Raw genomic sequence first — 21,545 nt, forward strand, 5'->3', positions numbered from 1 at the left:
GCCCTCAAACCCTGTAGCGATAGTGACCCAGCAGCGGATAGCGCAGCAGGTCGTCATCCTGGCGCGTACTGAAGCCACAATTCTGGATAACCATCAAGCGCCCCGATATGGGCGAAATCACGTCGCTGACCACGGCGATGTGGGTGCCGCCGCCCGGCCGGTTGGTGATCAGATCGCCGGGCTGATAGGCCTTCGGGTCCTGGCTCATCGGCAGGACCTTGCCGAAGCGCGAGAAGAAGACCATCAGGTTGGGCACGCGGCGGTGGTCTATATTGGGATCGGGCCCCTTCAGGCCCCAGCGTTTCGGGTACAGGTCGAAATGGGCCGCCATGTCTTCGTGCACCAGCGCCTGGAGGTCGATGCCGATCGCGCGGTAGGCGCGAATGACCACGTCGGCGCAGACACCGCGCGACAAAGGCACATCGCCATTGGGATAGCCGATCTTGGTATATTTGCTGTCGTAGAGGACGAACGATTCGGTCTGACGGTGGGCGGCTTCGATCAAGGCCTTCGCCAGGCCCGTGGTCGCGACGACCTCGTCCTTTTTCACACAGGCGCTCAATCCCAGGGCCGGAAGTGCGGCCAGAAACAGGCGACGGTCCACGGCGATCCCCACTGTTCGACCAAAGGGATAGCACATCGCCAAGACGCCGTATCGATGAAAAAAAAGCCGCGGAAACCGCGGCCTTCTGGATTTACTTGGTGGAACGCTCCATGCCCTTACCGACAGCCGTAATGTCCTGGCCGACACCCTGAATGGTGTGGCAGGCGGCAAGGAGGGGCAGAAGGGCGATCATCGACAGGATGGCAATGCATTTCATGAAATCACTCCTCTCACTGAGCGACTGTCATAAACACGCTTTTTCACCGCTTGCCAAGATCGCCCCTGCTGGCTGCCTAGTGGGTGGCAGCGTCCGAGACGCCATGGCCCACGGCACTGATGTCCTTGCCCGCACCCTGGACGGTGTGGCAGGCGGAAATGACCGGCAGAAGGGCAATGAGCGAAACAATGACGAGGCGTTTCATGACTAGATCCTTTTCGTGTCAGCGACCTGGTTATCGTGCCGTCCGTTGCATAGAAATACGATGATGTTCACGGCCATTCACATTAAAAGCGCGAAAGCCGTTACATTTACCAAGCGACGCATTATGACGGCGCAATGACCCAGTCTTTTCCTCTGTCGGTCGCCGTGATCGGCGCCGGCCCAGCCGGTCTTATGGCGGCCGAGCGCCTGGCCGCTTCGGGCGCGCGCGTCGATGTCTACGACCGCATGCCGTCGACCTTGCGTAAGTTTCTGATGGCGGGCCGGGGCGGACTGAACCTCACCCATTCCGAGCCGTTCGAGCGCTTCGTGGCCCGCTACGGCAAGCGCGCGGGCAATTTGCGTCCGGCACTGGAGGCTTTCTCCGCAGACGCCTTGAGGAAATGGGCGGACGGTTTGGAGGCCGAAACCTTCGTCGGTTCCAGCGGGCGCGTGTTTCCGAAAGCGATGAAGGCCTCGCCGCTGGCCCGCGCCTGGCTTAAGCGGCTCGAAGCCTTAAGCGTGCGCGTCCATCTGCGCCACGACTGGACAGGCTGGACCGGCGGCGCCCTGGCCTTCGACACGCCGGACGGTGCGGTCGAAGCCAGTCCGGATATCACCATCCTCGCACTCGGCGGCGCCAGTTGGCCGAAGCTCGGCAGTACCGGTGGCTGGGGCGATATCCTCGCCGGGCGGGGAGTCGAGATCGCTCCCTTCCGTGCCGCCAATGCCGGCTTCCAGGTCGCCTGGAGCGCGCACTTCATGGACCGTTTCGCCGGCCAACCGCTGAAGACCATCGCGCTGATCTTTGGTGGCCGCACGGTGCGCGGAGAAATCATGCTGACGCGCTATGGCGTCGAAGGCGGCGCCGTCTACGCCCTGTCCGGGTCTTTGCGCGACGCCATTGCCCGCGACGGCCACGCCGATCTGGTGATCGACCTCAAGCCCGATATGACGGCCGGCCAGCTGGCGTCGAAGCTAGGCCGCGCTTCGCCGAAAGATTCGCTCAGCAACCGCTTGAGGAAGGCCTTAAGCCTGCCGCCCGCGGCCATCGGCCTGGTGCACGAAACGCACGCCGCCGACGTCAAGGCCGTGACCGTCCGGCTTGAGGCCATGCAGGGGCTGGAACGTGCCATCTCATCGGCGGGCGGCATCCGCTTCGAGGATTTATCAGCCGGTTTCGAGTTGAAGGCGCTTCCGGGTGTATATGCCATCGGGGAAATGCTCGATTGGGAAGCCCCCACCGGCGGTTATCTGCTACAGGCGTGTTTTTCCACCGCCGTCGCTGCCGCCGACAGTATTCTTGGCCGAAAAACAGGCGTATCCTGACCCTATCTTTTGTGGCGTAAAAGTCGTATCCACGGAAACAACATCCGCAGAACGGTGATGTCATGCCAGACTCAAGCCCCGCCCCTTCCGCCCTCTTCAGCTTCGACTGGGACAGCCTCGACAGCGAGAAATACCTGTCCGACGCGGAAATATGCATACGGCTGTTGCGTGACAATCCGCTCGACGACCAGACGCGCGCCGTCGTGCGCGCCGAAGCCGAATCGTTGGTCCGCGCCACGCGCAAGGCGGCGCAGCGCCAGGGTGTCGTCGAAAGCTTCCTCAAGGAATTCTCGCTGGGAACGCGCGAAGGCCTGGCGCTGATGTGCCTGGCCGAGGCCCTGCTGCGCACGCCCGACGAGGCGACGCGCGACCAGCTGATCGCCGAAAAGATCGCGCCGGCCGACTGGGCTTCGCACCTCGGCCATTCCGACAACTGGTTCGTCAACGCCTCGACCTGGGGCCTGATGCTGACCGGCCGCATCATCGACGTCGAGGACACCGCCAAGAAGGACCTCAAGGGCTACCTCCACGGCCTGACACAAAGGGTCGGCGAACCCGTCATCCGCGCCGCCGTGGCGCAAGCCATCCGCATCATGGGCGAGCAGTTCGTCCTGGGCCGCACGATCGAGGACGCGTTGAAGCGCGCGAAGAAGGACGGTTATCTGTGCTCGTTCGACATGCTGGGCGAAGGTGCGCGCACCGAGGCCGATGCCGAGCGCTATACGCAAGCCTATGCCTGCGCCATCGCAACACTCGCAAAAGTCACGACCGGCGGCCCGGAAGCGGACCACGGCATCTCGGTCAAGCTGTCGGCGCTCTATTCGCGCTATGAGGCGGTGAAGACACAAGACGTCTTCGATCACCTCTATCCGCGCTTGAAGCGTCTGGCGGTCCAGGCGGCCAAGGCCAATATCAACTTTACGCTCGACGCCGAGGAAACCGACCGCCTCGCGCTCAGCCTCAAGGTCCTCGACCAGTTGTGCCGCGAGCCCGAGCTCGGCGACTGGAAGGGCCTCGGCCTCGCCGTCCAGGCCTATCAGAAGCGCTGCCCGTCGGTCATCGCCGCCCTCAAGACCCTGGCGCAGACAACCGGCCGCCGCCTGATGGTCCGCCTGGTCAAGGGCGCCTACTGGGACACCGAGATCAAGCGCGCCCAGGTCATGGGCCGCGACGACTATCCGGTGCACACCACCAAGGCCGCGACCGACCTCAGCTACCTGGTCTGCGCCGCCGCGCTGATCGATGCTGCCCCGCACATCTATGCGCAATTCGCCACGCACAACGCCCACAGCCTGGCGGCCGTCCGCCGCATGGCCAAGGCGAAGAATGTCGTCGTCGAATTTCAGCGGCTGCATGGCATGGGCGAGCAACTGTACGCCGAAGCTTCCGAACAATTCGAAGCGTTTCCGCTGCGCGCCTACGCCCCCGTCGGCGGCCACGAAGACCTTTTACCCTATCTTGTCAGGCGTTTGCTGGAAAACGGCGCCAATTCCAGTTTCGTCAATGCGTTGCTGGACGAGGCCATCGACCCGAAAGACGTCATTTCCGATCCTGTCGAAAAAGTCCGCGTGCATCCCTTCCGTCATGCCCGCCTGCCCTTGCCCCGCGACATGTATGGCGACCGGCTGAACAGCCTCGGCCCAGACATCAGCATCGCTTCCGTGCGCGAACGCCTGGCGAAGGCGATCGCCAGGCTCGACGCGGAACCCAAGGAAGCCAACGCCCTGATTGGCGCCAGGCCGCACTCGACCTATGCCGCCCACGTCTATGCACCGGCAGCCCTCAACCGCATCGTCGGCGAGGTCCACGACGCCGACCCCGTCATGATCGCCGAAGCCGTCCAGCGCGCCCAGGCTGCGCAACCGGCGTGGAATGATGTGGGCGGCGACGGCCGCGCCAAGGTCCTGGAGGCCATGGCCGATGCCCTGGAAGGCAAGCACGACGCTCTGTGCGCCGTGCTGGTGCGCGAAGCCGGCAAGTCATGGCTCGACGCCATCGCCGAGGTGCGTGAAGCCGCCGACTTCTGCCGCTATTACGCAAAGCTGGCGCGCGAGCAGTTCAGCGGTCCGCTGACGCTCACCGGACCGGTCGGAGAGCGCAATTCGCATTCGCTTCACGGCCGCGGTGTCTTCGTCTGCATCAGCCCGTGGAATTTCCCGCTGGCCATCTTCACCGGCCAGATCGCGGCGGCGCTGGCCGCCGGCAATGCTGTCCTGGCCAAGCCGGCCGAACAGACCCCGCTGATTGCGCACAAGGCGGTCAAGATCTTCTATGGGGCGGGCCTGCATCCCGACCTGCTGGCGCTCCTGCCCGGCGACGGCGCGAAAATCGGCGCGGCGCTTGTGGCGCATCCCGGCATAGCCGGAGTCGCCTTCACCGGCGGCACAGATACGGCGCGCGCCATCAACCGGACGCTGGCGGACAAGGACGGCCCGATCGTTCCGTTCATCGCCGAGACCGGCGGACTGAACGGCATGTTCGTCGACACCACGGCGCTCAAGGAACAGGTGGTCGATGACGTCATTGTCTCGGCCTTCGGATCGGCCGGCCAGCGTTGCAGCGCGCTGCGCCTGCTCTTCGTGCCGAACGAACTGGCCGACGCCTATATCGAGGCACTGAAGGGGGCCATGGACCAGCTCCGTATCGGCGACCCAGCGCAGTTCGATATCGACACCGGCCCGGTTATCGACGCCGACGCCCTGTCGCTGCTCAATCTTCACCTCAAGACGCTGGAAGAGAACGGCCAGGTCTTGCACCGCACGCCCCTGCCCGCCGCCCTCAACGGCCATTTCTTCGCGCCGACCCTGGCCGAGATTTCCGGTCCCCAGGAACTGGAACGCGAGGTCTTCGGTCCGATCCTGCACATCGTGCGTTACGATTCTCAAAATCCGGAATCGATGACAAAGGCCCTGGCGGACCGTGGCTACGGCCTGACGCTCGGCATCCATTCGCGCCTCGAAGCCTTTGCCGAAGCGATCATGCACGCCGTGCCGGCTGGCAATGTCTATGTCAATCGCACGGTCACCGGCGCGGTCGTCGGCGTCCAGCCCTTCGGCGGCGAAGGCCTGTCGGGCACGGGCCCCAAGGCCGGCGGCCCGCTGGCCCTGACGCGCTTCGCATCGGAACGCGCCCTGTCGGTCAACATCACCGCCCAGGGCGGCGACCCGGCGCTGCTCAATCTTTAGCGATAACGCGCCTGTCACAACAAAGTGGTACGTCGAGATTAGGCGTGCTTATGCCTGCCGCCATGATTTCTGATATGACAGTATCGGATTCCTGCGATAAAAGGCATACTACACCGGTTTAGTTTGCTTTAGCGTTCTGAAAGCGCCGGTGGCCGATCGCGAGGGTACAAACCCAGGATCAGACGAAACAGTACCAACTAATCGCCTCTTCCCACGCGTCAGGCCTCCATGACCTCATCCGCTTCCCCTGCCCGGGCCCCTGCGCCCGCCGGCTTCAAACCGCCGCGAACGACCCTGCACACGACTCGTGTCCTGCCGGGCTTCAAATCGTCGCTGTCCCTGACCATTACCTATCTGTCGCTGATCGTGCTGATCCCCCTGGCCGCGCTGGTGGCGCGTCCGTGGGAACACGGCCTGCAGGGCTTCCTCTTCGTCTTGACCGACCCACGCGTCATCGCCTCACTGAAGCTGACCTTCGGCGTCGCGGCGGCTGCGGCGGTGCTCAACCTGTTCGTCGGCCTGATCATTGCCTGGGTGCTGACGCGCTACACCTTCCCGGGCCGCCGCCTGCTCGACGCCCTGGTCGACCTGCCCTTCGCCCTGCCGACCGCCGTCGCCGGCATTGCGCTTTGCACGCTCTATGCTCCGAACGGTTGGATCGGCGCCCTGTTCGCTCCGCTTGGGGTGAAGATCGCCTATACGCCGCTCGGCATTTTCGTTGCCCTGGTCTTCGTCGGCCTGCCCTTCGTCGTGCGCAGCGTCCAGCCCGTGCTGGCCGAGTTCGACGCCGAGGTCGAGGAGGCTGCGCAGACCCTGGGCGCCTCGCCTTTGCAGACCGCCTTCCGCGTTATCTTTCCGGCGCTCGGCCCGGCGCTGCTCTCGGGCTTCTCGCTGGCCCTGGCGCGCGCCGTGGGTGAATACGGCTCGGTCATCTTCATCGCCGGCAACATGCCGTACGTGTCCGAAATCACACCGCTTCTGATCGTTATCAAGTTGCAGGAATTCGATTATGCCGGCGCAGCCTCGGTCGCCCTGATCATGCTCGGCCTGTCGTTCGCTGTCCTGATCCTGCTCAATGCCGTCCAGCTTTGGCTGTCGCGCCGGGGAGCCCGCTGATGAGAGCCCGTCCCGCCGAAAACCCGAAAACCGCCGCAGGCCTCGGCCTGACCGCGTCGGCCGTCCTGTGGATGGGGCTGATCATCGTCCTGCCGCTGGTCGTCGTCCTGACGGAAGCCTTCAAGGGCGGCCTGCAACCCTATCTCGCCGCGCTCGACGATCCCGATACCATAGCCGCCATCCAGCTGACCCTGCTGGTCGCCGCCATCTCGGTTCCGCTCAACGCCGTCTTCGGCATCGCGGCAGCCTGGTGCATCACGCGCTTCGAATTCAAAGGCAAGGGCCTGCTGCTCACCATCCTCGACCTGCCCTTCACCATCTCGCCGGTCATCTGCGGCCTGGTGTGGATCCTGCTGTTCGGGGCCAACGGCTGGTTCGGCGGCTGGCTGCGCGACCACGACGTGAAGATCGTTTTCGCCCTGCCCGGCATGGTGCTGGCGACCGTCCTGGTCACCCTGCCCTTCGTGGCGCGCGAGCTGATCCCGCTGATGACCGACCAGGGCACGGATGAGGAAGTCGCCGCCGTGACCCTGGGCGCGCGCGGCTGGGACGTCTTCTTTCGCGTCACCCTGCCGAACATCAAGTGGGCCCTGCTATATGGCGTCCTGCTGTGCACCGCCCGCGCCATGGGCGAATTCGGCGCCGTCTCGGTCGTGTCCGGCCATATCCGCGGCCTGACCAACACCCTGCCGCTGCAGATCGAAATCCTCTACAACCAGTACGAAACGATCGCGGCCTTCGCCTGCGCCTCGATCCTCACCGGCCTGGCCATCATTACGCTCATCCTCAAGACAGTGCTCGAGTGGCGGTTCGCCGGCGAGCTCGCCGCTCACCGCAGACACTGATGCAGCTCAAACGCCGCATGGCTCCTCGCCCTCAAAGCGTTGTCCTAACGCTTCGCTCATTGAGGACAGTCTCGGGCGCGCAGTCGCGCTTGCGAACGGCGAGTAAGTCAAAGGCAATCGCCGTTGGAATAAGAAAATGTCCCTGATCGTCAATAACATCACCAAACGCTTCACCAACTTCGCGGCGCTCCACGAAGTGTCGTTCGAAGCCCGCCCGCGTGAATTCCTTGCCCTGCTCGGGCCGTCTGGCTCCGGCAAGACGACCCTGCTGCGCCTGCTGGCCGGGCTCGACACGCCGGATTCCGGCTCGATTACCTTCGAAGGCGAAGACTTCCTCAACCTCAATGCGCGCGACCGCCGCATCGGCATGGTCTTCCAGTCCTACGCCCTGTTCCGCCACATGACCGTGGCCGACAATATCGCCTTTGGCCTCAATGTCCGCCCGGCCAACGAGCGGCCATCCAAGGCCGAGATCAGGGCCAAGGTCGAAAGCCTCCTGGAACTGGTCCAGCTCCAGGACTTCGGCAAGCGTTACCCCAGCCAGTTGTCGGGCGGCCAACGCCAGCGCGTCGCCCTGGCCCGCGCCCTGGCCATCTCGCCGCGCCTGCTGCTGCTCGACGAACCCTTCGGCGCGCTCGACGCCCTGGTGCGCAAGGACCTGCGCCGCTGGCTGCGCCGCATCCACGACGAAACCGGCGTCACCACCGTCTTCGTCACCCATGATCAGGAAGAGGCGCTGGACCTCGCCGACCGCGTGGTGGTGCTGAAGGACGGCGAGATCGAACAGATCGGCGAGCCGCTGGAACTGTACCGCCAGCCGAAGACGGCGTTCGTCTTCGACTTCCTGGGGCACGCCAACCAGGCCCAGGGCAAGCTGTCGGGCGGCAACGTGCAGTTCGACGGCTTCAGCGTTCCGGCCGTATCGACGGCGGCGGACGGCGCCGTCACCGCACGATTCCGACCGTTCGAAAGCCACGTATCGAAAACCGGTCCGGGCTTTCCGGGCAAGGTCCTGTCCGTCCTGCCGGCGGGTTCCAGCCTGCGCCTCGAAGTCCGGCTCAGCGACGGGACGGTCTACGAAACCCAGCACGCGCACGATTCGGAAGCCGCAACTTTACGTACCGGCGACGACGTCGTTGTCCTGCCGACCAGGGTCTATGTATTCTGACACAGTGTATCGGCCAGCGATCGAAGCTGTTGCGCCGCATCCGCTTCGATCGGCTCGCCGTGCGATACGATCACCCGCCTCAGGCCGGGTTCGTCCGCCCAGCTAAGCAATTGATCGCGCAGACCGTCCTTGTCCTTCAGGGTCATCGATACCGGCAACGGGATATGCGGCTCGTTTCCTGCGAAGCGCATGGCGCGCAAAACCAGCCCGGCCCCTTCCGGCATGTTGCCGATAATGTCGTTGACGATCAGGGTGGTCCCCGCTGGCCTGCGCACCACCAGCGCTGCTTCATGGCCCGACATGCCGCGCACCGTAACGAAGCTGACCGCCGGATCGCCGAAATCGACATCGGTCGCATCGACAGGCACGGCCTCGTCCGCAGCGTCGCGGGCACCCGTTGGCGCGATTACCTTGATATCCGGATAGCGATCCTTCCAGATGCGCGCATCAAGGCGATGATGGTCTCCCGGCACGATCAGAAAAGCCGGGCGGCCTGCGTCCTCCAGCACCTTCATCTGTGTTTCGTCGAGCGCAATGGCGCTGTAGATCACCAGGGCGCGGCTGTTCAGGCGGACCACCGTCATCCGCCGCTCGAGCGGTGTCAGTGGCATATGCAGATCGCCGGTAACGGTCCATATGCCGTCGTCGATTTCCGTAAGACGGCCATGCGGCATGACAGTCCATTTTTCCAGTATCTTGGTCATGAAGGCCTCCGTTCAGGTGAAGCCTAACGGCCCGGCTGCAAAATTTCGATGCGCGGCAAGGCACCCGTTTGGGCCAGAAATTAGCCATTCTAATGCCTTCATCGAATATATACCGATTTAGTGCAGTTTAATCACCATTGACGTGATCGCCATTAAACCATATCAATTAGGTGTAGTTTACGGCAACGGGAGAGGCAACACGTGCTATCCATGAAGGCCAAGTATGCGTTGAAGGCGCTCATCCACATGGCTCAGACCGAGGCCGCGACGCTGCCGTCCAAGCAGATCGCCGAGGCCGAGAACATACCGCAGAAGTTCCTGGACAATATTCTCCAGGAGCTGCGTCAGAACGGCATCGTCGATTCGAAACGCGGTATCTTCGGCGGGTATTACCTGGCCAGGGACCCGAAGGATATTTTCCTGGGCGACATCATCCGCATTATCGACGGCCCTCTTGCGCCCATTCGCTGCGCGTCGCTCACCGCCTACCAGAAGTGCGACGACTGCGTGGACGAAACCGCCTGTCACCTGCGCCGCCTGATGCTCGACGTGCGTAACGCCATGTCGGCCATTCTGGACGGCCGATGTCTGGCCGATCTCGTAGCCGCCCCGGACCTTCTCCGGACCGCCTAAAAGTTCCGCGTAATTCCAGGTTTCACTGCTTTTTCAAGACGAGGATCACATGAGTGTATCGTCCGCCGCCCCCGTGCGCCCGCAATCCGACGCCCAACTGTTCCCGGCCCAGCTGACCGAGGTCGAGCGTCACATCCTGCAAAGCCTCCAGCAGATCCGCTTCGGCACGCTCGAGATCGTCATTCACGACTCGCGCGTCGTCCAGATCGAAAAGAGCGAAAAGGTCCGCTTCGACGTCAAGGGCAAGCCCCTGGCCGACGCGCTTTCGTAAGACTACCTGCACCAACCCTAACCAAAAAAACAACAGCTATTCCGGACTGCTAAGCAGGCCGGCAAGGCCGACCGGCCGCCCGAGCTTTATGCGAGGAGCCATGCGGCGCTTGAGCTACATAAAAAGTCCCCCACCGGACAGCCGGAGGTGACGCACGCCATAACCAGGAGCAAATCCGTGCGTTTCTTAAAAACCTCCATCAGCCTGGCTGCGCTCGCCGCCGGCCTTATCGTCACCCCTGCCTTCGCGCAGGACCAAAGCACCGACGCAGCCCCGCTGACCGTCGAACAAAAGATCGACAAGCTTCAGGAAGAACTCGATACCCTGAAGCGCCAGCGCGATCTCGACCAGGAACTGGCCGCCGGCGCCGCCGCCAAGACGCCCGTCGCCACGCTCGACAAGAAGGGCCTGGGCTTTACCTCGTCCGACGGCAAATACGCCCTGAACTTCAACTTCCAGGCCAATGTCGACGCCCACAGCTTCGGCAATGACGGCGGAACCCTGCGCGACGAAGTCGTCGACCGCCTGCTGCGTCCGACCTTCTCCGGCCGCGCCGGCAATGCGTCCTTCCGCCTGACCGCGGAACTGGGCGGTTCGTCCTCCGCCGCGTCGTCGATCGTCGACGGCTATGTCGAATACAAGGCCTCCGATCTCCTCCAGTTCCGCGCCGGCAAGTTCAAGTCGCCGATCGGCCTGGAGCGCCTGCAAGCCGACGCCGACGTCATCTGGACCGAGCGCGGCCATTCGACCAACCTGGTTCCCAACCGCGACCTCGGCTACCAGCTGTTCGGCACCGCGCTGTCCGGCAGCCTCGAATACCAGGTCGGCCTGTTCGACGGCGCGGCTGACGGCGTCAACCTGAACAACGACCTCGACAACAAGAAGGACGTCGCCTACCGCGTCTTCGCATCGCCGTTCGCCCAGACCGACCTCGTCTGGCTGCAAGGCTTCGGTATCGGCTATGCCGGCACCGACGGCGAACACCTCGGCAGCACGGCCAACACCCAGCTTCCGACCTTCAAGAGCCCGGGCCAGCAGACCTTCTTCAGTTACGCGACCGGCGCCTTCTCGAACGGCAAGCTGACGCGCAGCAACCCGCAGGCCTGGTTCTATCTCAACAATTTCGGCGTCCTGGCCGACTATATCGAGGAACAACAGGACGTGAAGCTGGGCGCGATCACGGGCCGCCTCAAGAACAAGGCGCTCGACGTGTCGGGGTCGTGGGTGCTGACCGGTGAAAACGTCGGCTACAAGGGCGGCGTCAAGCCGGCTCATGACTTCAATATCGACGGCTCCGGCTGGGGCGCGCTCGAACTGACCGCGCGCTACGGCTACACCGATGTCGATGACAAGGCCTTCACGCTCGGCCTGGCCTCGATCAATTCGTCGGCTTCCAAGGCCACTTCGACCGGTCTGGGCGTGGCCTGGTACTGGAGCGAAAACCTGAAGCTGATCGCCGACTGGGACACCACCAAGTTCGTCGGCGGCGCGGCCGCCGGCGCCAACCGCAAGACCGAGGACTTCGCCTCGGGCCGCATCCAGTTCCGCTACTGATCGAAAACTTATTTCCAACCGGGCACCCTTACTGCGGTGCCCGGAAACCAAGGACATCTTCCATGCAACGCAGACATATCCTGGCGGGTCTCGCCGTCTCTCTCAGCCTGCTTTCGGTGGCTCCGGCCTTTGCAGCGCCGAAGCCCGCCGAGCTCCTCAACGTCTCCTACGACCCCACCCGCGAACTCTACCAACAGTACAACACCGCCTTCGCCAAGTACTGGAAGGGCAAGACCGGCCAGGACGTGACGATCCGCCAGTCGCACAACGGTTCCGGGGCCTCGGCGCGCTCGGTCATCGACGGCGTCGACGCCGACGTCGTGACCCTGGCGCTCGCCGCCGACATCGACTCGATCTCGTCCAAGGCCGGCTTGCTGCCCGCCAACTGGCAATCGCGCCTGCCCAACTATTCGACGCCCTACACCTCGACCATCGTTTTCCTGGTCAAGAAGGGCAATCCCAAGGGTATCAAGGACTGGGACGACCTGATCAAGCCGGGCGTGTCGGTCATCACGCCGAACCCGAAGACCTCGGGCGGCGCGCGCTGGAACTACCTGGCGGCCTACGCCTACGGCAAGAAGCGCTGGGGCACGGACGACAAGGCCAGGGAATATCTCAAGAACCTCTATGCCCACGTGCCGGTGCTCGATACGGGCGCGCGCGGCTCGACCGTCACCTTCGTCGAGCGCGGCGTCGGCGACGTATTGATCGCCTGGGAAAACGAAGCCTTCCTGGCGACCAACAAGCTCGGCAAGGGCCAGTTCGAAATCGTCGTGCCGTCGGTGTCGATCGTCGCCGAACCGCCGGTCGCCGTCGTCGACAAGGTGGCGCTGAAGAAGGGTAACCTGGCCATTGCCAAGGAATACCTCAACTACCTCTACAGCCCCGAAGGCCAGGACATCATCGCCCAAAACTACTACCGCCCGATCGACAAGACGGTCGCCGCGAAGTACGCCTCGCGCTTCCCGAACATTCCGACCCTGGTCACCATTCGCGACTTCGGCGGCTGGACCAAGGTCCAGAAGGAACAGTTCGATTACGGCGGTGTCTTCGACCAGATTTCGAAGAAATAAGGTCCGGAGCGCCCCGCCGTTTTTTTGTTGTGCTAACGCTTCGCTCTAACAGCACGGCGGCGTCTTCGACCAGATTTCGAAGACGTAGTCCTTCTTCGTTTTCTCCCCCAGAGCCGGAGAGCATTCCCCTCCCCGATGCCTCAAACTGCGGCAGGTCATGAACCTGCCGCTTTTTTGTTGGCATTACGACGCATAAGGCGGTTTCGGGGGCGGCGGGCGACCATGGACAGACGGCAACTTCTTACAGGCCTCACGGCCCTCGCGCTGCTTCCCGTGACGGCGCGTGCCCAGACGGTGTCGCGGCGCCCCGCGCCAGCCGATCGCCGGTTCATCAGCCCCGCTATCGACGCCTGCATCGACGAGATGAAGCGCGTCATCAAAGACCCGGAACTGGCGCAGCTGTTCGAAAACTGTTTTCCCAATACGCTGGATACGACCGTCACCACAGGCACGGTCGACGGCAAGCCCGATACGTTCGTCATCACCGGCGACATCGACGCCATGTGGCTGCGCGATTCGTCGGCCCAGGTCTGGCCCTACCTGCCGTTCGCGGCGAAGGACAACGCGCTGCGCACCCTCTTCCAGGGCGTCATCCAGCGCCAGGCGCGCTCTATCCTGATCGACCCGTACGCCAACGCCTTCATGCGCGATCCGGAGGCCTCGACCAACCTTGTCTGGTCCTTGCACGACAAGACCGACATGAGGCCGGGCGTCGCCGAGCGCAAATGGGAGATCGACAGCCTGTGCTGGCCGGTGCGGCTGGCGCACGGCTACTGGCAGGCGACCGGCGACGCGACTCCGTTCGACGAGACCTGGCGGCAGGCCATGCGCCTCGTGCCAGTCACCTTCCGCCAGCAGCAGCGCAAGGACAATGACGGACCCTACCACTTCCAGCGCGCCGCCGAAAATCCGGTCGATACCTTGCCGCTGAACGGCTTCGGCGCCCCTTCGAAGAAGGTCGGGCTGATCCATTCCGGCTTCCGCCCATCCGACGATTCGTGCGTGCTGCCCTTCCTGGTCCCGTCCAACCACTTCGCCGTCACAAGTCTCAGGCAACTGGCGGAAATGGCCGGGCCGCTGGGCTTGGGCGACGGCTTCGCGCTCGACTGCAAGGCGCTGGCCGACGAAGTCACGGCCGCTCTGATGGTGTGGGGCCGCACGCACCTGCCGACCGGCGAGACCGTCTGGGCCTATGAGGTCGATGGCTACGGCAATGCCATATTCATGGACGACGCCAATACGCCGGGCTTGCTGGGCCTGCCCTATCTCGGCGCCTGCGGGAAGACCGACCCGCTTTATGTCGCGACGCGCAAGGCGGTGTGGAGCGCGGCCAATCCGTACTTCTTCTCAGGCAAGGCGGCTTCAGGCATCGGTGGCCCGCATATCGGCCGCGGCATGGTATGGCCCATGTCGCTGATGATGTACGCCCTGACCGCCACCCGCGACGACGACATCCGGATGAGCCTGAATACGCTGAAGGCGACGCACGCCGGCACGGGTTTCATGCACGAGGCCTTCAACACCGACGATCCCGCCAAATATACCCGGCCGTGGTTTGCCTGGGCCAACACCCTGTTCGGCGAACTGATCCTCGACATCTACAGGCGCAAACCCGCTTTATTGGCCTAAGGCTTCACGATAGCGCCGGCTGCCCGCGATCTCGCGGCCGTCGCTCAGCGTCACCGTGACATCGCCCGAATGCGTCGTCTCGATCGCACGGACATGGCTGCGATTGAGCAAGCGCGAGCGATGAATGCGGACGAAGTCGGCCGTTCCCAGCCGCGCCTCGTACTCGGCCAGCGTACCCCGCACCAGCAGAGCCGCCGGACGCCCGGCCACGTGGATTTCGACATAGTTGCCAGCCGCCTCGACCCACAGGATTTCGCCCGGTTCGAAATAAAGGATCCGGCCGTCGGCCCGCACCTCAAGGCGCTCCCGCGCTTTTGGTGCCTCCTGCGAGGCCGCCAGCCGGTCGGCAACCCAGAAAATACCGATATAGATGCCGTAGGACAGGCAGTCCTTGCGGCCTTCGTAAAGCAGTTCCAGCGGCAGATGCCCGCGTCCGAAATCGTAATGCATGCCGGCAAGCCCGTAACCGAGATGACGGACGACAACCATGCCGGCGATGTGCAGCAGGGAAAAAGCCACGACGATCGGCACCTGCAGCGCCAGGAATGGCACCAGCCCCAGCCGCGACGGGCTATAGCGGCGATAGAGGATAAAAATGACGGGACACAGGGCGAACAGCGCGACGATGCTGCTCACCTCCCACAATATGGGTTCCCAAAAATGGAGCGACGCTCCGTTGCTCGAATTTTCGATCAGGACCGAGGTGGCGTTGATAAAGCAGATGATCAGGGTCAGCACGATGATGAAAGCGTAGACCTTCGCAAAGGACGCCCCGCTCGTCCCTGAAACGCCGCCGTGTGTCCCGGTGATGCCGCCGCCCGTCCCCATTCGTCCCACCTGCCCGGCCGCTCGTGTCAGGCCGATGGCGGGCAGAATAGCGCGATGTTAGCCCCTGGACCACTCATTTCAGGAGCCTTTTCATGACCCGGCGCTACGACCTCGACTGGCTGCGTATCATCGCTTTCGGCCTGCTCATCTTCTACCACACCGGCATGTTTTACGTGACCTGGGGGTGGCACGTGAAGAGCGACCATGCCGGCCACGCCATAGAGCCGCTGATGCGCATCACCAATCCCTGGCGATTGGACCTGCTGTTCTTCATCTCCGGCGTGGCGATCCGCTTCATGGCGGACAAGACCACCGCCTGGCGGCTGGGCATGTCGCGCTTCAACCGCCTGTTCTGGCCGATCGTCTTCGGCATGGCGGTGATCGTGGCGCCGCAAAGCTTCTACCAGGTGCGCGAACAATACGGTTTTACCGGCGACTATCTCGCCTTCTACGGCAAGTACCTGACGCACTATCAAGGCTGGTGCAACGCCTATGGCTGCCTGTCCGTTCCGACCTGGAACCACCTCTGGTACGTCGTCTACCTGCTGGCCTACAGCCTGGTCTTCGCCGTCCTGTGGCCGGTGCTGAAACGCATTCCCATGGGCTGGGCCACGCGCCTGCCGGCCTGGCTTTACATCACCATCCCGTTCGGCTGGTACCTCTTCGGCGACTACCTGCTCGATCCCCTGTTCCCGCAAACCCATGCCTTTGTCGGCGACTGGTACGTGCACTACGACTCCGCCGGCTTCTTCGCCATGGGCGTTCTGGTCGCGCGCTTCGACCGCTTTTTCGAAATCGCCCGGAAAATTCGCCACGCCAGCCTGATCGTCGGCATCGGCAGCTATCTGGCGCTCGAACTGCTGCGCAAGCTGTGGGCCGCCGGGCAAATCACCCCATTCGTGGGCGAATTGATCGGCAACCCCATCGAGACGGCCCAGGCGATATTCATGATGCTGGCCCTGATCGGCTATGCCCGCCATCACCTCAGCCATGCCGATGGTCCGCTGCGCCGGACGCTGACCGAAGCCATTTTTCCGTTCTACATCGTTCACCAGACGATCATCGTCGTGGCGGCCTACAACCTCAACCTCTTGCATCTGCCGGTCGCGGTCGAGGCGCCGCTGCTGATCGCCATCACCGTCGTGGGCTGCTGGCTGACCTATGTCGTCGTGCGGCGAATTCCCGTCCTTCGCCCCCTCTTCGGCATGCCAGCGAAACCCGCGGTTGCCACCACTCGCCCCGGCATTTTGAGAGAATCGGAAAGTGGCTTACACTCCTGAAATATAGGGTAAAATCAGGTGTCCAGTGTCCGCTTCTCCCCATCCGCTCGTCCTTCGGGGCCGCCAGGCGTTTCAGGCCCGCGATTTCACGGCGGCGCTGAGCCTTTGCGGTATGCGGCTAAAGGAAGCGCCCGACGATCTCGACGCCCTGGAACTGAAGGCCGTCATCCAGCAATCGCGCGGCGACATGAAGGGCGCGGAGGACACCATGCGGCACGCGCTGGCGCTCGATCCGGCCAGCGCCTGGGCGGCCCACGACCTGACCCAGATGCTGCATGTCCAGGGCCAGACCAAGGCGGCCGAAATGGCGGCCCGCCACGCCCTGATCGCCCTGCCCGAGGATCCGCAGTCCCACCTGCAGCTGGCCGTCATCCTTGCGGAATATGACGACCTGCCGGCGGCCGAATACCACAATCGCCAGGCGCTGGAACTGGCCGGGCCTCACCCGCAGATCCTGGTGAACCTGGCTTTGTGCCTGTACAATCAGGGCCGGCTCGACGAGGCCGAAAGTCTCTTCCTTCAGGCCTGCCGCGTCGCCGAACAGCCGCCCGGCGCCCGCGCCATGGCCATGGCCCACCTGTCGCGCGTCTATGAGGCCAGGCGCGACATGGTCAATGCCTGGCTATGGCTCGACCGCGCCGAACAGACCGGCAAGCCTGCCGGCCAGGATTTCGCGCTGCTACGCGCCCTGTACCTGTCCAACACCGACAAGCCGAAGGAGGCGCTTGAACTGATCGACCGCGCCGGATCGCGCATCAGCCCCGCCGCCCTGCTCGACAAGGGCCGGTTGCTCGACCGGCTTGGCCGCTACGAGGAAGCCTGGGCCGCCATGGTGACCGCCAAGGCCAAACTGGCCCAGGAGGGCAAGCTCGCTTACGACGCTCCGAAAATCGCCGCCGAATTCGAAACCCTGCGCGCCGCCTTCACCGCGAAAAGCCTGGCGCGCCTGCCCCGGGCCGGAACGCGCACTGACGTGCCGCAACCGGTTTTCATCCTGGGGTTTCCGCGCTCGGGCACGACGATGATCGAGCAGATGCTGTCCAGCCACGACCATGTGGCGCCCGGCGGCGAACTGCCGTTCGTCCACGAATGGCAGGCCCTGTCGACGCGGCTGCTGCCGGGAACGGAACCCTATCCGCAACGCCTTGCCGAGGCCCAGGCCGCCGACTTCCATCACATTCCGACCGTGTTACGCGACTACTATCTCGGCCGCGCCGAAATTTACGGCGTCATGGGGGAAGGCCGCCGGCTTTTCACCGACAAGATGCCGCTCAACGACGCCCACCTCCCGCTGATCCGCCTGGCTTTTCCGCACGCGCCCGTCATCCGCATGCTGCGCCATCCGCTGGATGTCGCGATCTCGATCCTGTCGCATAACCTGACGCATGGCATGAACAGCGGCTTCGCCATGGAAACGATCGTGACGCACATGATCGCTCAGCACGGCCTCGATGCACATTACGACACTATTGTCGAACAGCCGCCGCTGGTCGTCCGTTATGAGGACTTCGTCGCTCACCAGGAGGCTGAAACGCGGCGCGTGCTCGACTATTGCGGGCTGGGTTTCGACGAGGCCTGCCTGCGGTTCCACGAGAACCGGCGCCACGCGCCGACTCCGTCCTATTCGCAAGTCTCGAAGCCCCTAAACGACCGCTCGATCGGCCGCTGGCGCAACTATGCCCGCCAACTGGCGCCGTGGATGGACCGCATCGCGCCGGTCGTCGAAGCCCTGGGCTATACCCTGGACCTCTGATCCAAAAAAAACGGCCGGTCCAGAAGACCGGCCGCAAGGGATATCCAACCGCCGCAGCCCTGGAGAACACCCGGCGGAAGAGGGATATAAACCGCCGAAGGAAATGACTGCGAAGGCAGGAGGGTTCGCCGGGCGGGGAGCGCCCGGCGAGGAGGAAGGCTGATCAGTACTTCAGGCGGACGCCCACGAACCAGGACTGGCCGTTGTCGTAATAGGCGCGCGGGATGCTGGGATTGCCCACGAAGTAGTACAGCTTCTGGTGGGTGAGGTTCTGCGCATCCAGGGTCAGGGCGATATTGCTGCTGAGGTTGTAGCTGAACGAGCCGTCGAGCGTGCCGTAGTTGTCCTGCCACATCGCCGTGCCGCGGTCGGTGCCCGACTTGAACTTCGAGCGGTAGTTATAAGCGAGACGCGCGCTGACCAGGCTGTTTTCGAAGTAGCCCGTCAGGTTGTAGGTCCACTTCGAATTGCCGTCCATCGGGCCGCCGTCGCTGCCCTTGCCGTTGGCGTAGGTGGCGTTGGCGATGAAACCGAAGCCTTCGCCGATCGGCTGCTGCAGGCTGACTTCGTAGCCGTCGACATTACCCTTGCCACCGTTGGCCGGTCCCTGCATCTGGAACGAGGCGCCAGTCGGGTTCTGCTGGTCGACGAAGGTCGCCGAGAAGACGTTGGTCGTGATGTAGTTCGAGAAGTCGATCTTGAACGCGGTGAACGAGACCATGGCCTGCGGCGCGTAGTAGTATTCGACGCCGAGGTTGTACTGCCACGCCTTGTACGGATCGAGGTCCGGGTTGCCCCCGGCGGTGCCGGTGTGGTTGGCGTCGTTCAGCGAATAGGCGCCGGCCAGCTGGGCGTAACCCGGGCGCGTCATGACTTCGGCGGCGGCGGCGCGGATGATCACGTCGCTGTTGACCTTGTAGGTCAGGTTCGCGCTGGGCAGGAAGTCCCAGTAATCGTGCGCCGAGTCGATTTCCGCATAGGCGCCGAAGACGCTGGGCGTGGTCGACGTGCCGGCCGCGACATTGGTGGTGTACTGGATCGACGTCGTCTTGGTGTGGACCGCGCGGACGCCGATATTGCCCTTCCAGCTGTCGCCGCCCAGGTGCGTCATCGCATAGTAGGCGTCGGTCGTTTCATGGACCGCGAAGCTGGCCGGAGCGTAGAAGCCGAACACGCGGCCGCCGTTATGCGTGTCTTCGTAGTTGAAGATCGAGCTGGCGCTGCCGAAGGTGTAGCCCGGGATGTTGCCCACGTCCTGCCCGTAGTCGCCCGGGGTGGATTCGCCGGCATAGACCGTGCCCAGATTGATGCCGCCGGTCTGGCTGTAGACGCCGTTGCCGCCCCACGAATAGGCGATGAAGTCCATGTCGCGGCGGTGATCGGTGTAGCGGGCGCCGAACTTGACGTCCTTGAAGATGCTGTTGTCGAGGAGGTAGGTAAAGTCGACCTTGGCGTAGGTTTCCTTGTCCGGCGACTTGACGTTGGCGCCCCACGACCAGTTGAACTTGTTCGACAGGTAGGCCGAAGAGGTCTTGTCGGTCGGCAGGTCCGGGTAGGCCACGGTGCTGGTCGGGTTGCCCAGCTTGAACGAAGCGCCCGTATTGTCCCAATAGGTTTCCCAGGCCGCCGAGTCGTCCGTCACGCCTTCACCGGCTGTGTAGCCGAGCTGGCCGGTAATCGTCAGCTTGTCGGTGGCGTGCCACTTCATGTCGACATTGATGTCGTACGAGTCGGAGTGCGCCTTGCGGACGATGTCATCCTGGACCAGCGAGCCGAAAGCCTGGCCTGCGGCATGCGATTCAGCAGAAGCAGCCTGGACCTGGGCCTTCGTCCAGGTGCCCGAAGTCAGGTAGGTCGTGCCGTCAACATCCTGCGTGGTATAGTTGCTGGGCAGATAGGTGGTGCTGAAATAGCCGCCGCCCTGCGCCGCACCGGCCAGCTTCGAACCCCAGAACATGTAGTTGTGGTTGTTGTTGTCGGCCTGGAGGTGCGTATAGAGGCCCGACACGTCGAATTCGAGGCGATCGGACGCCTTCCACTGGACATTGAGGTTGACGCCTTCACGGGTGCGCTTCTGCGTGAAGTATTCCGAACCGATCAGCGACGGCATGTAGACCGTCTTGCCGGTGCCGGCGAAGTTGCTGATGCCGGTGTAGCCCAGGACTTCCTGGCCGTCGCGGCGGAATTCGCGCGCCTCGTAATAGGCGCCGACCAGGACACCCAGGGTGCGCGCGTCGTTGCGCCAGGAATACATGCCCGACACGTTCGGGGTCGTCTTTCCCGGCAGCGAGGCGTAGAGCGCCTGGGCCGAGGCGGCGAAGGTGTTCGGCTTCAGATCCAGCGGGTTGCGGACGTGCACGTCGACCGTGCCGCCCATGCCGCCTTCGGACAGGTCGGCCGACGACGACTTGATGATTTCAATGGTGCCGACCACTTCCGACGGCAGCATGGTGTAGTTGAACGAACGGCCGCCGGCCTGCTGGTCCTGCACGAACCAGTCGCCGGTCGCCATGTTGTGGCCGTCCATCAGGGTCAGGTTCAGGTTCGGGTCGGTGCCGCGGATCGAGATGTGCTCGTTTTCACCGAAGCCGCCGGCCGCGGCCGAACCGGTGACGACGTTGACGCCCGTGGCGCGCGACAGCGAGTCGGCGACGTTCTTGTCCGGGAACTTGCCGACATCTTCGGCCGTGATGACTTCTTCGACGCTGTCGGCGTCGCGCTTCTGCTTCAGCGACGATTGCAGCGACTTGCGGATGCCGGTGACGATGACCGTATCCGAGGACGCCGGCGCGGTGGACGCCTGGGCGTGGACGGCGGCGACGCCGGCCGTCATTGACAGGCCCATGGCAAGACTGGCCACGGCGCTCGTCATCATGATGTGACGCTTGAATTGCATGTGTTGTGTTTCCCTTTTCGGCGGCCTTGCGGCGAAGGCCGGCCCCAAAACCGATGTCTGCCGCGTTTGTCCGGACAGGTCATAGATACCAAAACAACGCCACAAAGTACCAATGCCAGACCTGTCTCTGGCCGCGAAGTTAGTTTTGGTTTCAAATTTGTGTCAACAGGAATCTGATTGGTCTCAATTTGGCCCGCACTTCTGTTGCGTTTCTGTGACAAAAATACCGCTGCGGAATCCACCACCCCATTAATAAAGA

The 21,545-nt window shown here is 63.5% G+C and carries 18 protein-coding genes; 12 read left to right on the forward strand and 6 right to left on the reverse strand.

The window, feature by feature from the left end; translation table 11 throughout:
- Positions 1 to 4: 4 nt before the first annotated feature.
- From AB8717_RS15320 to AB8717_RS15330, 3 genes are all read right to left on the reverse strand, one after another.
- The gene (locus AB8717_RS15320; protein ID WP_443748188.1) at positions 5 to 604 is read right to left on the reverse strand and encodes a DUF1287 domain-containing protein; all 600 of its coding nucleotides are present in this window, start codon (positions 602 to 604) and stop codon (positions 5 to 7) included.
- A gap of 91 nt (positions 605 to 695) precedes the next feature.
- Positions 696 to 821 carry an entericidin gene (locus tag AB8717_RS15325; protein ID WP_443748189.1) on the reverse strand — a complete coding sequence of 42 codons (126 nt, stop codon included), beginning with the start codon at positions 819 to 821 and terminating at the stop codon, positions 696 to 698.
- A gap of 76 nt (positions 822 to 897) precedes the next feature.
- A complete protein-coding gene (locus AB8717_RS15330) occupies positions 898 to 1,026 on the reverse strand; it encodes an entericidin A/B family lipoprotein (protein WP_443748190.1) in 129 nt (42 codons plus the stop codon).
- Positions 1,027 to 1,160: 134 nt separating this feature from the next.
- Between AB8717_RS15330 and AB8717_RS15335 the strand changes: the two genes are divergently transcribed.
- The 5 genes from AB8717_RS15335 to AB8717_RS15355 all read left to right on the forward strand — a co-directional run bounded on the left by AB8717_RS15335 (position 1,161) and on the right by AB8717_RS15355 (position 8,665).
- Entirely contained in the window at positions 1,161 to 2,351 is a 1,191-nt protein-coding gene (locus tag AB8717_RS15335; RefSeq protein WP_443748191.1) for a TIGR03862 family flavoprotein, read from the forward strand.
- Between the two features lie 62 nt (positions 2,352 to 2,413).
- The gene (gene putA, locus AB8717_RS15340; protein ID WP_443748192.1) at positions 2,414 to 5,536 is read left to right on the forward strand and encodes a bifunctional proline dehydrogenase/L-glutamate gamma-semialdehyde dehydrogenase PutA; all 3,123 of its coding nucleotides are present in this window, start codon (positions 2,414 to 2,416) and stop codon (positions 5,534 to 5,536) included.
- A gap of 228 nt (positions 5,537 to 5,764) precedes the next feature.
- On the forward strand, positions 5,765 to 6,652 hold the full coding sequence (gene cysT, locus AB8717_RS15345) for a sulfate ABC transporter permease subunit CysT (protein WP_443748193.1): 888 nt from the start codon (positions 5,765 to 5,767) through the stop codon (positions 6,650 to 6,652).
- A complete protein-coding gene (gene cysW / locus AB8717_RS15350; protein WP_443748194.1) occupies positions 6,652 to 7,497 on the forward strand; it encodes a sulfate ABC transporter permease subunit CysW in 846 nt (281 codons plus the stop codon). Before cysT ends, cysW begins: the two co-directional genes overlap by 1 nt.
- A 136-nt stretch (positions 7,498 to 7,633) precedes the next feature.
- Entirely contained in the window at positions 7,634 to 8,665 is a 1,032-nt protein-coding gene (locus AB8717_RS15355) for a sulfate/molybdate ABC transporter ATP-binding protein (protein ID WP_443748195.1), read from the forward strand.
- On the opposite strand, the gene AB8717_RS15360 is transcribed toward AB8717_RS15355, so the two are convergent.
- Positions 8,653 to 9,369: a hypothetical protein gene (locus tag AB8717_RS15360; protein WP_443748196.1), complete on the reverse strand. Its 717-nt coding sequence runs from the start codon at positions 9,367 to 9,369 to the stop codon at positions 8,653 to 8,655. The two genes, AB8717_RS15355 and AB8717_RS15360, sit on opposite strands and share 13 nt — an antisense overlap.
- Before the next feature lie 210 nt (positions 9,370 to 9,579).
- Between AB8717_RS15360 and AB8717_RS15365 the strand changes: the two genes are divergently transcribed.
- From AB8717_RS15365 to AB8717_RS15385, 5 genes are all read left to right on the forward strand, one after another.
- Complete coding sequence (locus AB8717_RS15365; protein WP_443750899.1) at positions 9,580 to 10,002, forward strand: RrF2 family transcriptional regulator; 423 nt, start codon at positions 9,580 to 9,582, stop codon at positions 10,000 to 10,002.
- Positions 10,003 to 10,051: 49 nt separating this feature from the next.
- Positions 10,052 to 10,273, forward strand: coding sequence for a YezD family protein (locus tag AB8717_RS15370; RefSeq protein WP_443748197.1), 222 nt, complete (start codon positions 10,052 to 10,054; stop codon positions 10,271 to 10,273).
- A gap of 177 nt (positions 10,274 to 10,450) precedes the next feature.
- Positions 10,451 to 11,827: an OprO/OprP family phosphate-selective porin gene (locus AB8717_RS15375; RefSeq protein ID WP_443748198.1), complete on the forward strand. Its 1,377-nt coding sequence runs from the start codon at positions 10,451 to 10,453 to the stop codon at positions 11,825 to 11,827.
- Positions 11,828 to 11,889: 62 nt separating this feature from the next.
- Positions 11,890 to 12,900 (forward strand): sulfate ABC transporter substrate-binding protein, encoded by a 1,011-nt coding sequence (locus AB8717_RS15380; protein WP_443748199.1) that lies wholly within the window; start codon positions 11,890 to 11,892, stop codon positions 12,898 to 12,900.
- A gap of 222 nt (positions 12,901 to 13,122) precedes the next feature.
- A complete protein-coding gene (locus AB8717_RS15385; protein WP_443748200.1) occupies positions 13,123 to 14,529 on the forward strand; it encodes a glycoside hydrolase family 125 protein in 1,407 nt (468 codons plus the stop codon).
- On the opposite strand, the gene AB8717_RS15390 is transcribed toward AB8717_RS15385, so the two are convergent.
- Positions 14,518 to 15,357 (reverse strand): LytTR family DNA-binding domain-containing protein, encoded by an 840-nt coding sequence (locus tag AB8717_RS15390; protein WP_443748201.1) that lies wholly within the window; start codon positions 15,355 to 15,357, stop codon positions 14,518 to 14,520. The genes AB8717_RS15385 and AB8717_RS15390 overlap by 12 nt on opposite strands.
- Positions 15,358 to 15,449: 92 nt before the next feature.
- Here AB8717_RS15390 and AB8717_RS15395 point away from each other — a divergent pair, with 92 nt between their 5' ends.
- Both AB8717_RS15395 and AB8717_RS15400 read left to right on the forward strand, forming a co-directional pair.
- Positions 15,450 to 16,637 (forward strand): acyltransferase family protein, encoded by a 1,188-nt coding sequence (locus AB8717_RS15395; protein ID WP_443748202.1) that lies wholly within the window; start codon positions 15,450 to 15,452, stop codon positions 16,635 to 16,637.
- A 25-nt stretch (positions 16,638 to 16,662) separates the two neighbouring features.
- Positions 16,663 to 18,390: a tetratricopeptide repeat-containing sulfotransferase family protein gene (locus tag AB8717_RS15400; protein ID WP_443748203.1), complete on the forward strand. Its 1,728-nt coding sequence runs from the start codon at positions 16,663 to 16,665 to the stop codon at positions 18,388 to 18,390.
- Positions 18,391 to 18,553: 163 nt separating this feature from the next.
- Here the strand turns inward: AB8717_RS15400 and AB8717_RS15405 are convergent, their stop codons facing one another.
- Positions 18,554 to 21,286, reverse strand: a complete 2,733-nt coding sequence (locus tag AB8717_RS15405) for a TonB-dependent receptor (protein ID WP_443748204.1) — start codon at positions 21,284 to 21,286, stop codon at positions 18,554 to 18,556.
- Between the last annotated feature and the right edge of the window lie 259 nt (positions 21,287 to 21,545).

The organism is Asticcacaulis solisilvae (assembly GCF_052327315.1).
Classification (GTDB): Bacteria; Pseudomonadota; Alphaproteobacteria; order Caulobacterales; family Caulobacteraceae; genus Asticcacaulis; species Asticcacaulis solisilvae_B.

What these genes read in the sequence shown, in the direction of transcription:
- cysW (WP_443748194.1), top strand. Translation starts at nt 6,652, where the DNA reads ATGAGAGCCCGTCCCGCCGAAAACCCGAAAACCGCCGCAGGCCTCGGC.
- AB8717_RS15370 (WP_443748197.1), top strand. Translation starts at nt 10,052, where the DNA reads ATGAGTGTATCGTCCGCCGCCCCCGTGCGCCCGCAATCCGACGCCCAA.
- AB8717_RS15380 (WP_443748199.1), top strand. Translation starts at nt 11,890, where the DNA reads ATGCAACGCAGACATATCCTGGCGGGTCTCGCCGTCTCTCTCAGCCTG.
- AB8717_RS15355 (WP_443748195.1), top strand. Translation starts at nt 7,634, where the DNA reads ATGTCCCTGATCGTCAATAACATCACCAAACGCTTCACCAACTTCGCG.
- putA (WP_443748192.1), top strand. Translation starts at nt 2,414, where the DNA reads ATGCCAGACTCAAGCCCCGCCCCTTCCGCCCTCTTCAGCTTCGACTGG.
- AB8717_RS15335 (WP_443748191.1), top strand. Translation starts at nt 1,161, where the DNA reads ATGACCCAGTCTTTTCCTCTGTCGGTCGCCGTGATCGGCGCCGGCCCA.
- AB8717_RS15330 (WP_443748190.1), bottom strand. Translation starts at nt 1,026, where the DNA reads ATGAAACGCCTCGTCATTGTTTCGCTCATTGCCCTTCTGCCGGTCATT.
- AB8717_RS15385 (WP_443748200.1), top strand. Translation starts at nt 13,123, where the DNA reads ATGGACAGACGGCAACTTCTTACAGGCCTCACGGCCCTCGCGCTGCTT.
- AB8717_RS15395 (WP_443748202.1), top strand. Translation starts at nt 15,450, where the DNA reads ATGACCCGGCGCTACGACCTCGACTGGCTGCGTATCATCGCTTTCGGC.
- cysT (WP_443748193.1), top strand. Translation starts at nt 5,765, where the DNA reads ATGACCTCATCCGCTTCCCCTGCCCGGGCCCCTGCGCCCGCCGGCTTC.
- AB8717_RS15325 (WP_443748189.1), bottom strand. Translation starts at nt 821, where the DNA reads ATGAAATGCATTGCCATCCTGTCGATGATCGCCCTTCTGCCCCTCCTT.
- AB8717_RS15390 (WP_443748201.1), bottom strand. Translation starts at nt 15,357, where the DNA reads ATGGGGACGGGCGGCGGCATCACCGGGACACACGGCGGCGTTTCAGGG.
- AB8717_RS15405 (WP_443748204.1), bottom strand. Translation starts at nt 21,286, where the DNA reads ATGCAATTCAAGCGTCACATCATGATGACGAGCGCCGTGGCCAGTCTT.
- AB8717_RS15360 (WP_443748196.1), bottom strand. Translation starts at nt 9,369, where the DNA reads ATGACCAAGATACTGGAAAAATGGACTGTCATGCCGCATGGCCGTCTT.
- AB8717_RS15365 (WP_443750899.1), top strand. Translation starts at nt 9,580, where the DNA reads ATGAAGGCCAAGTATGCGTTGAAGGCGCTCATCCACATGGCTCAGACC.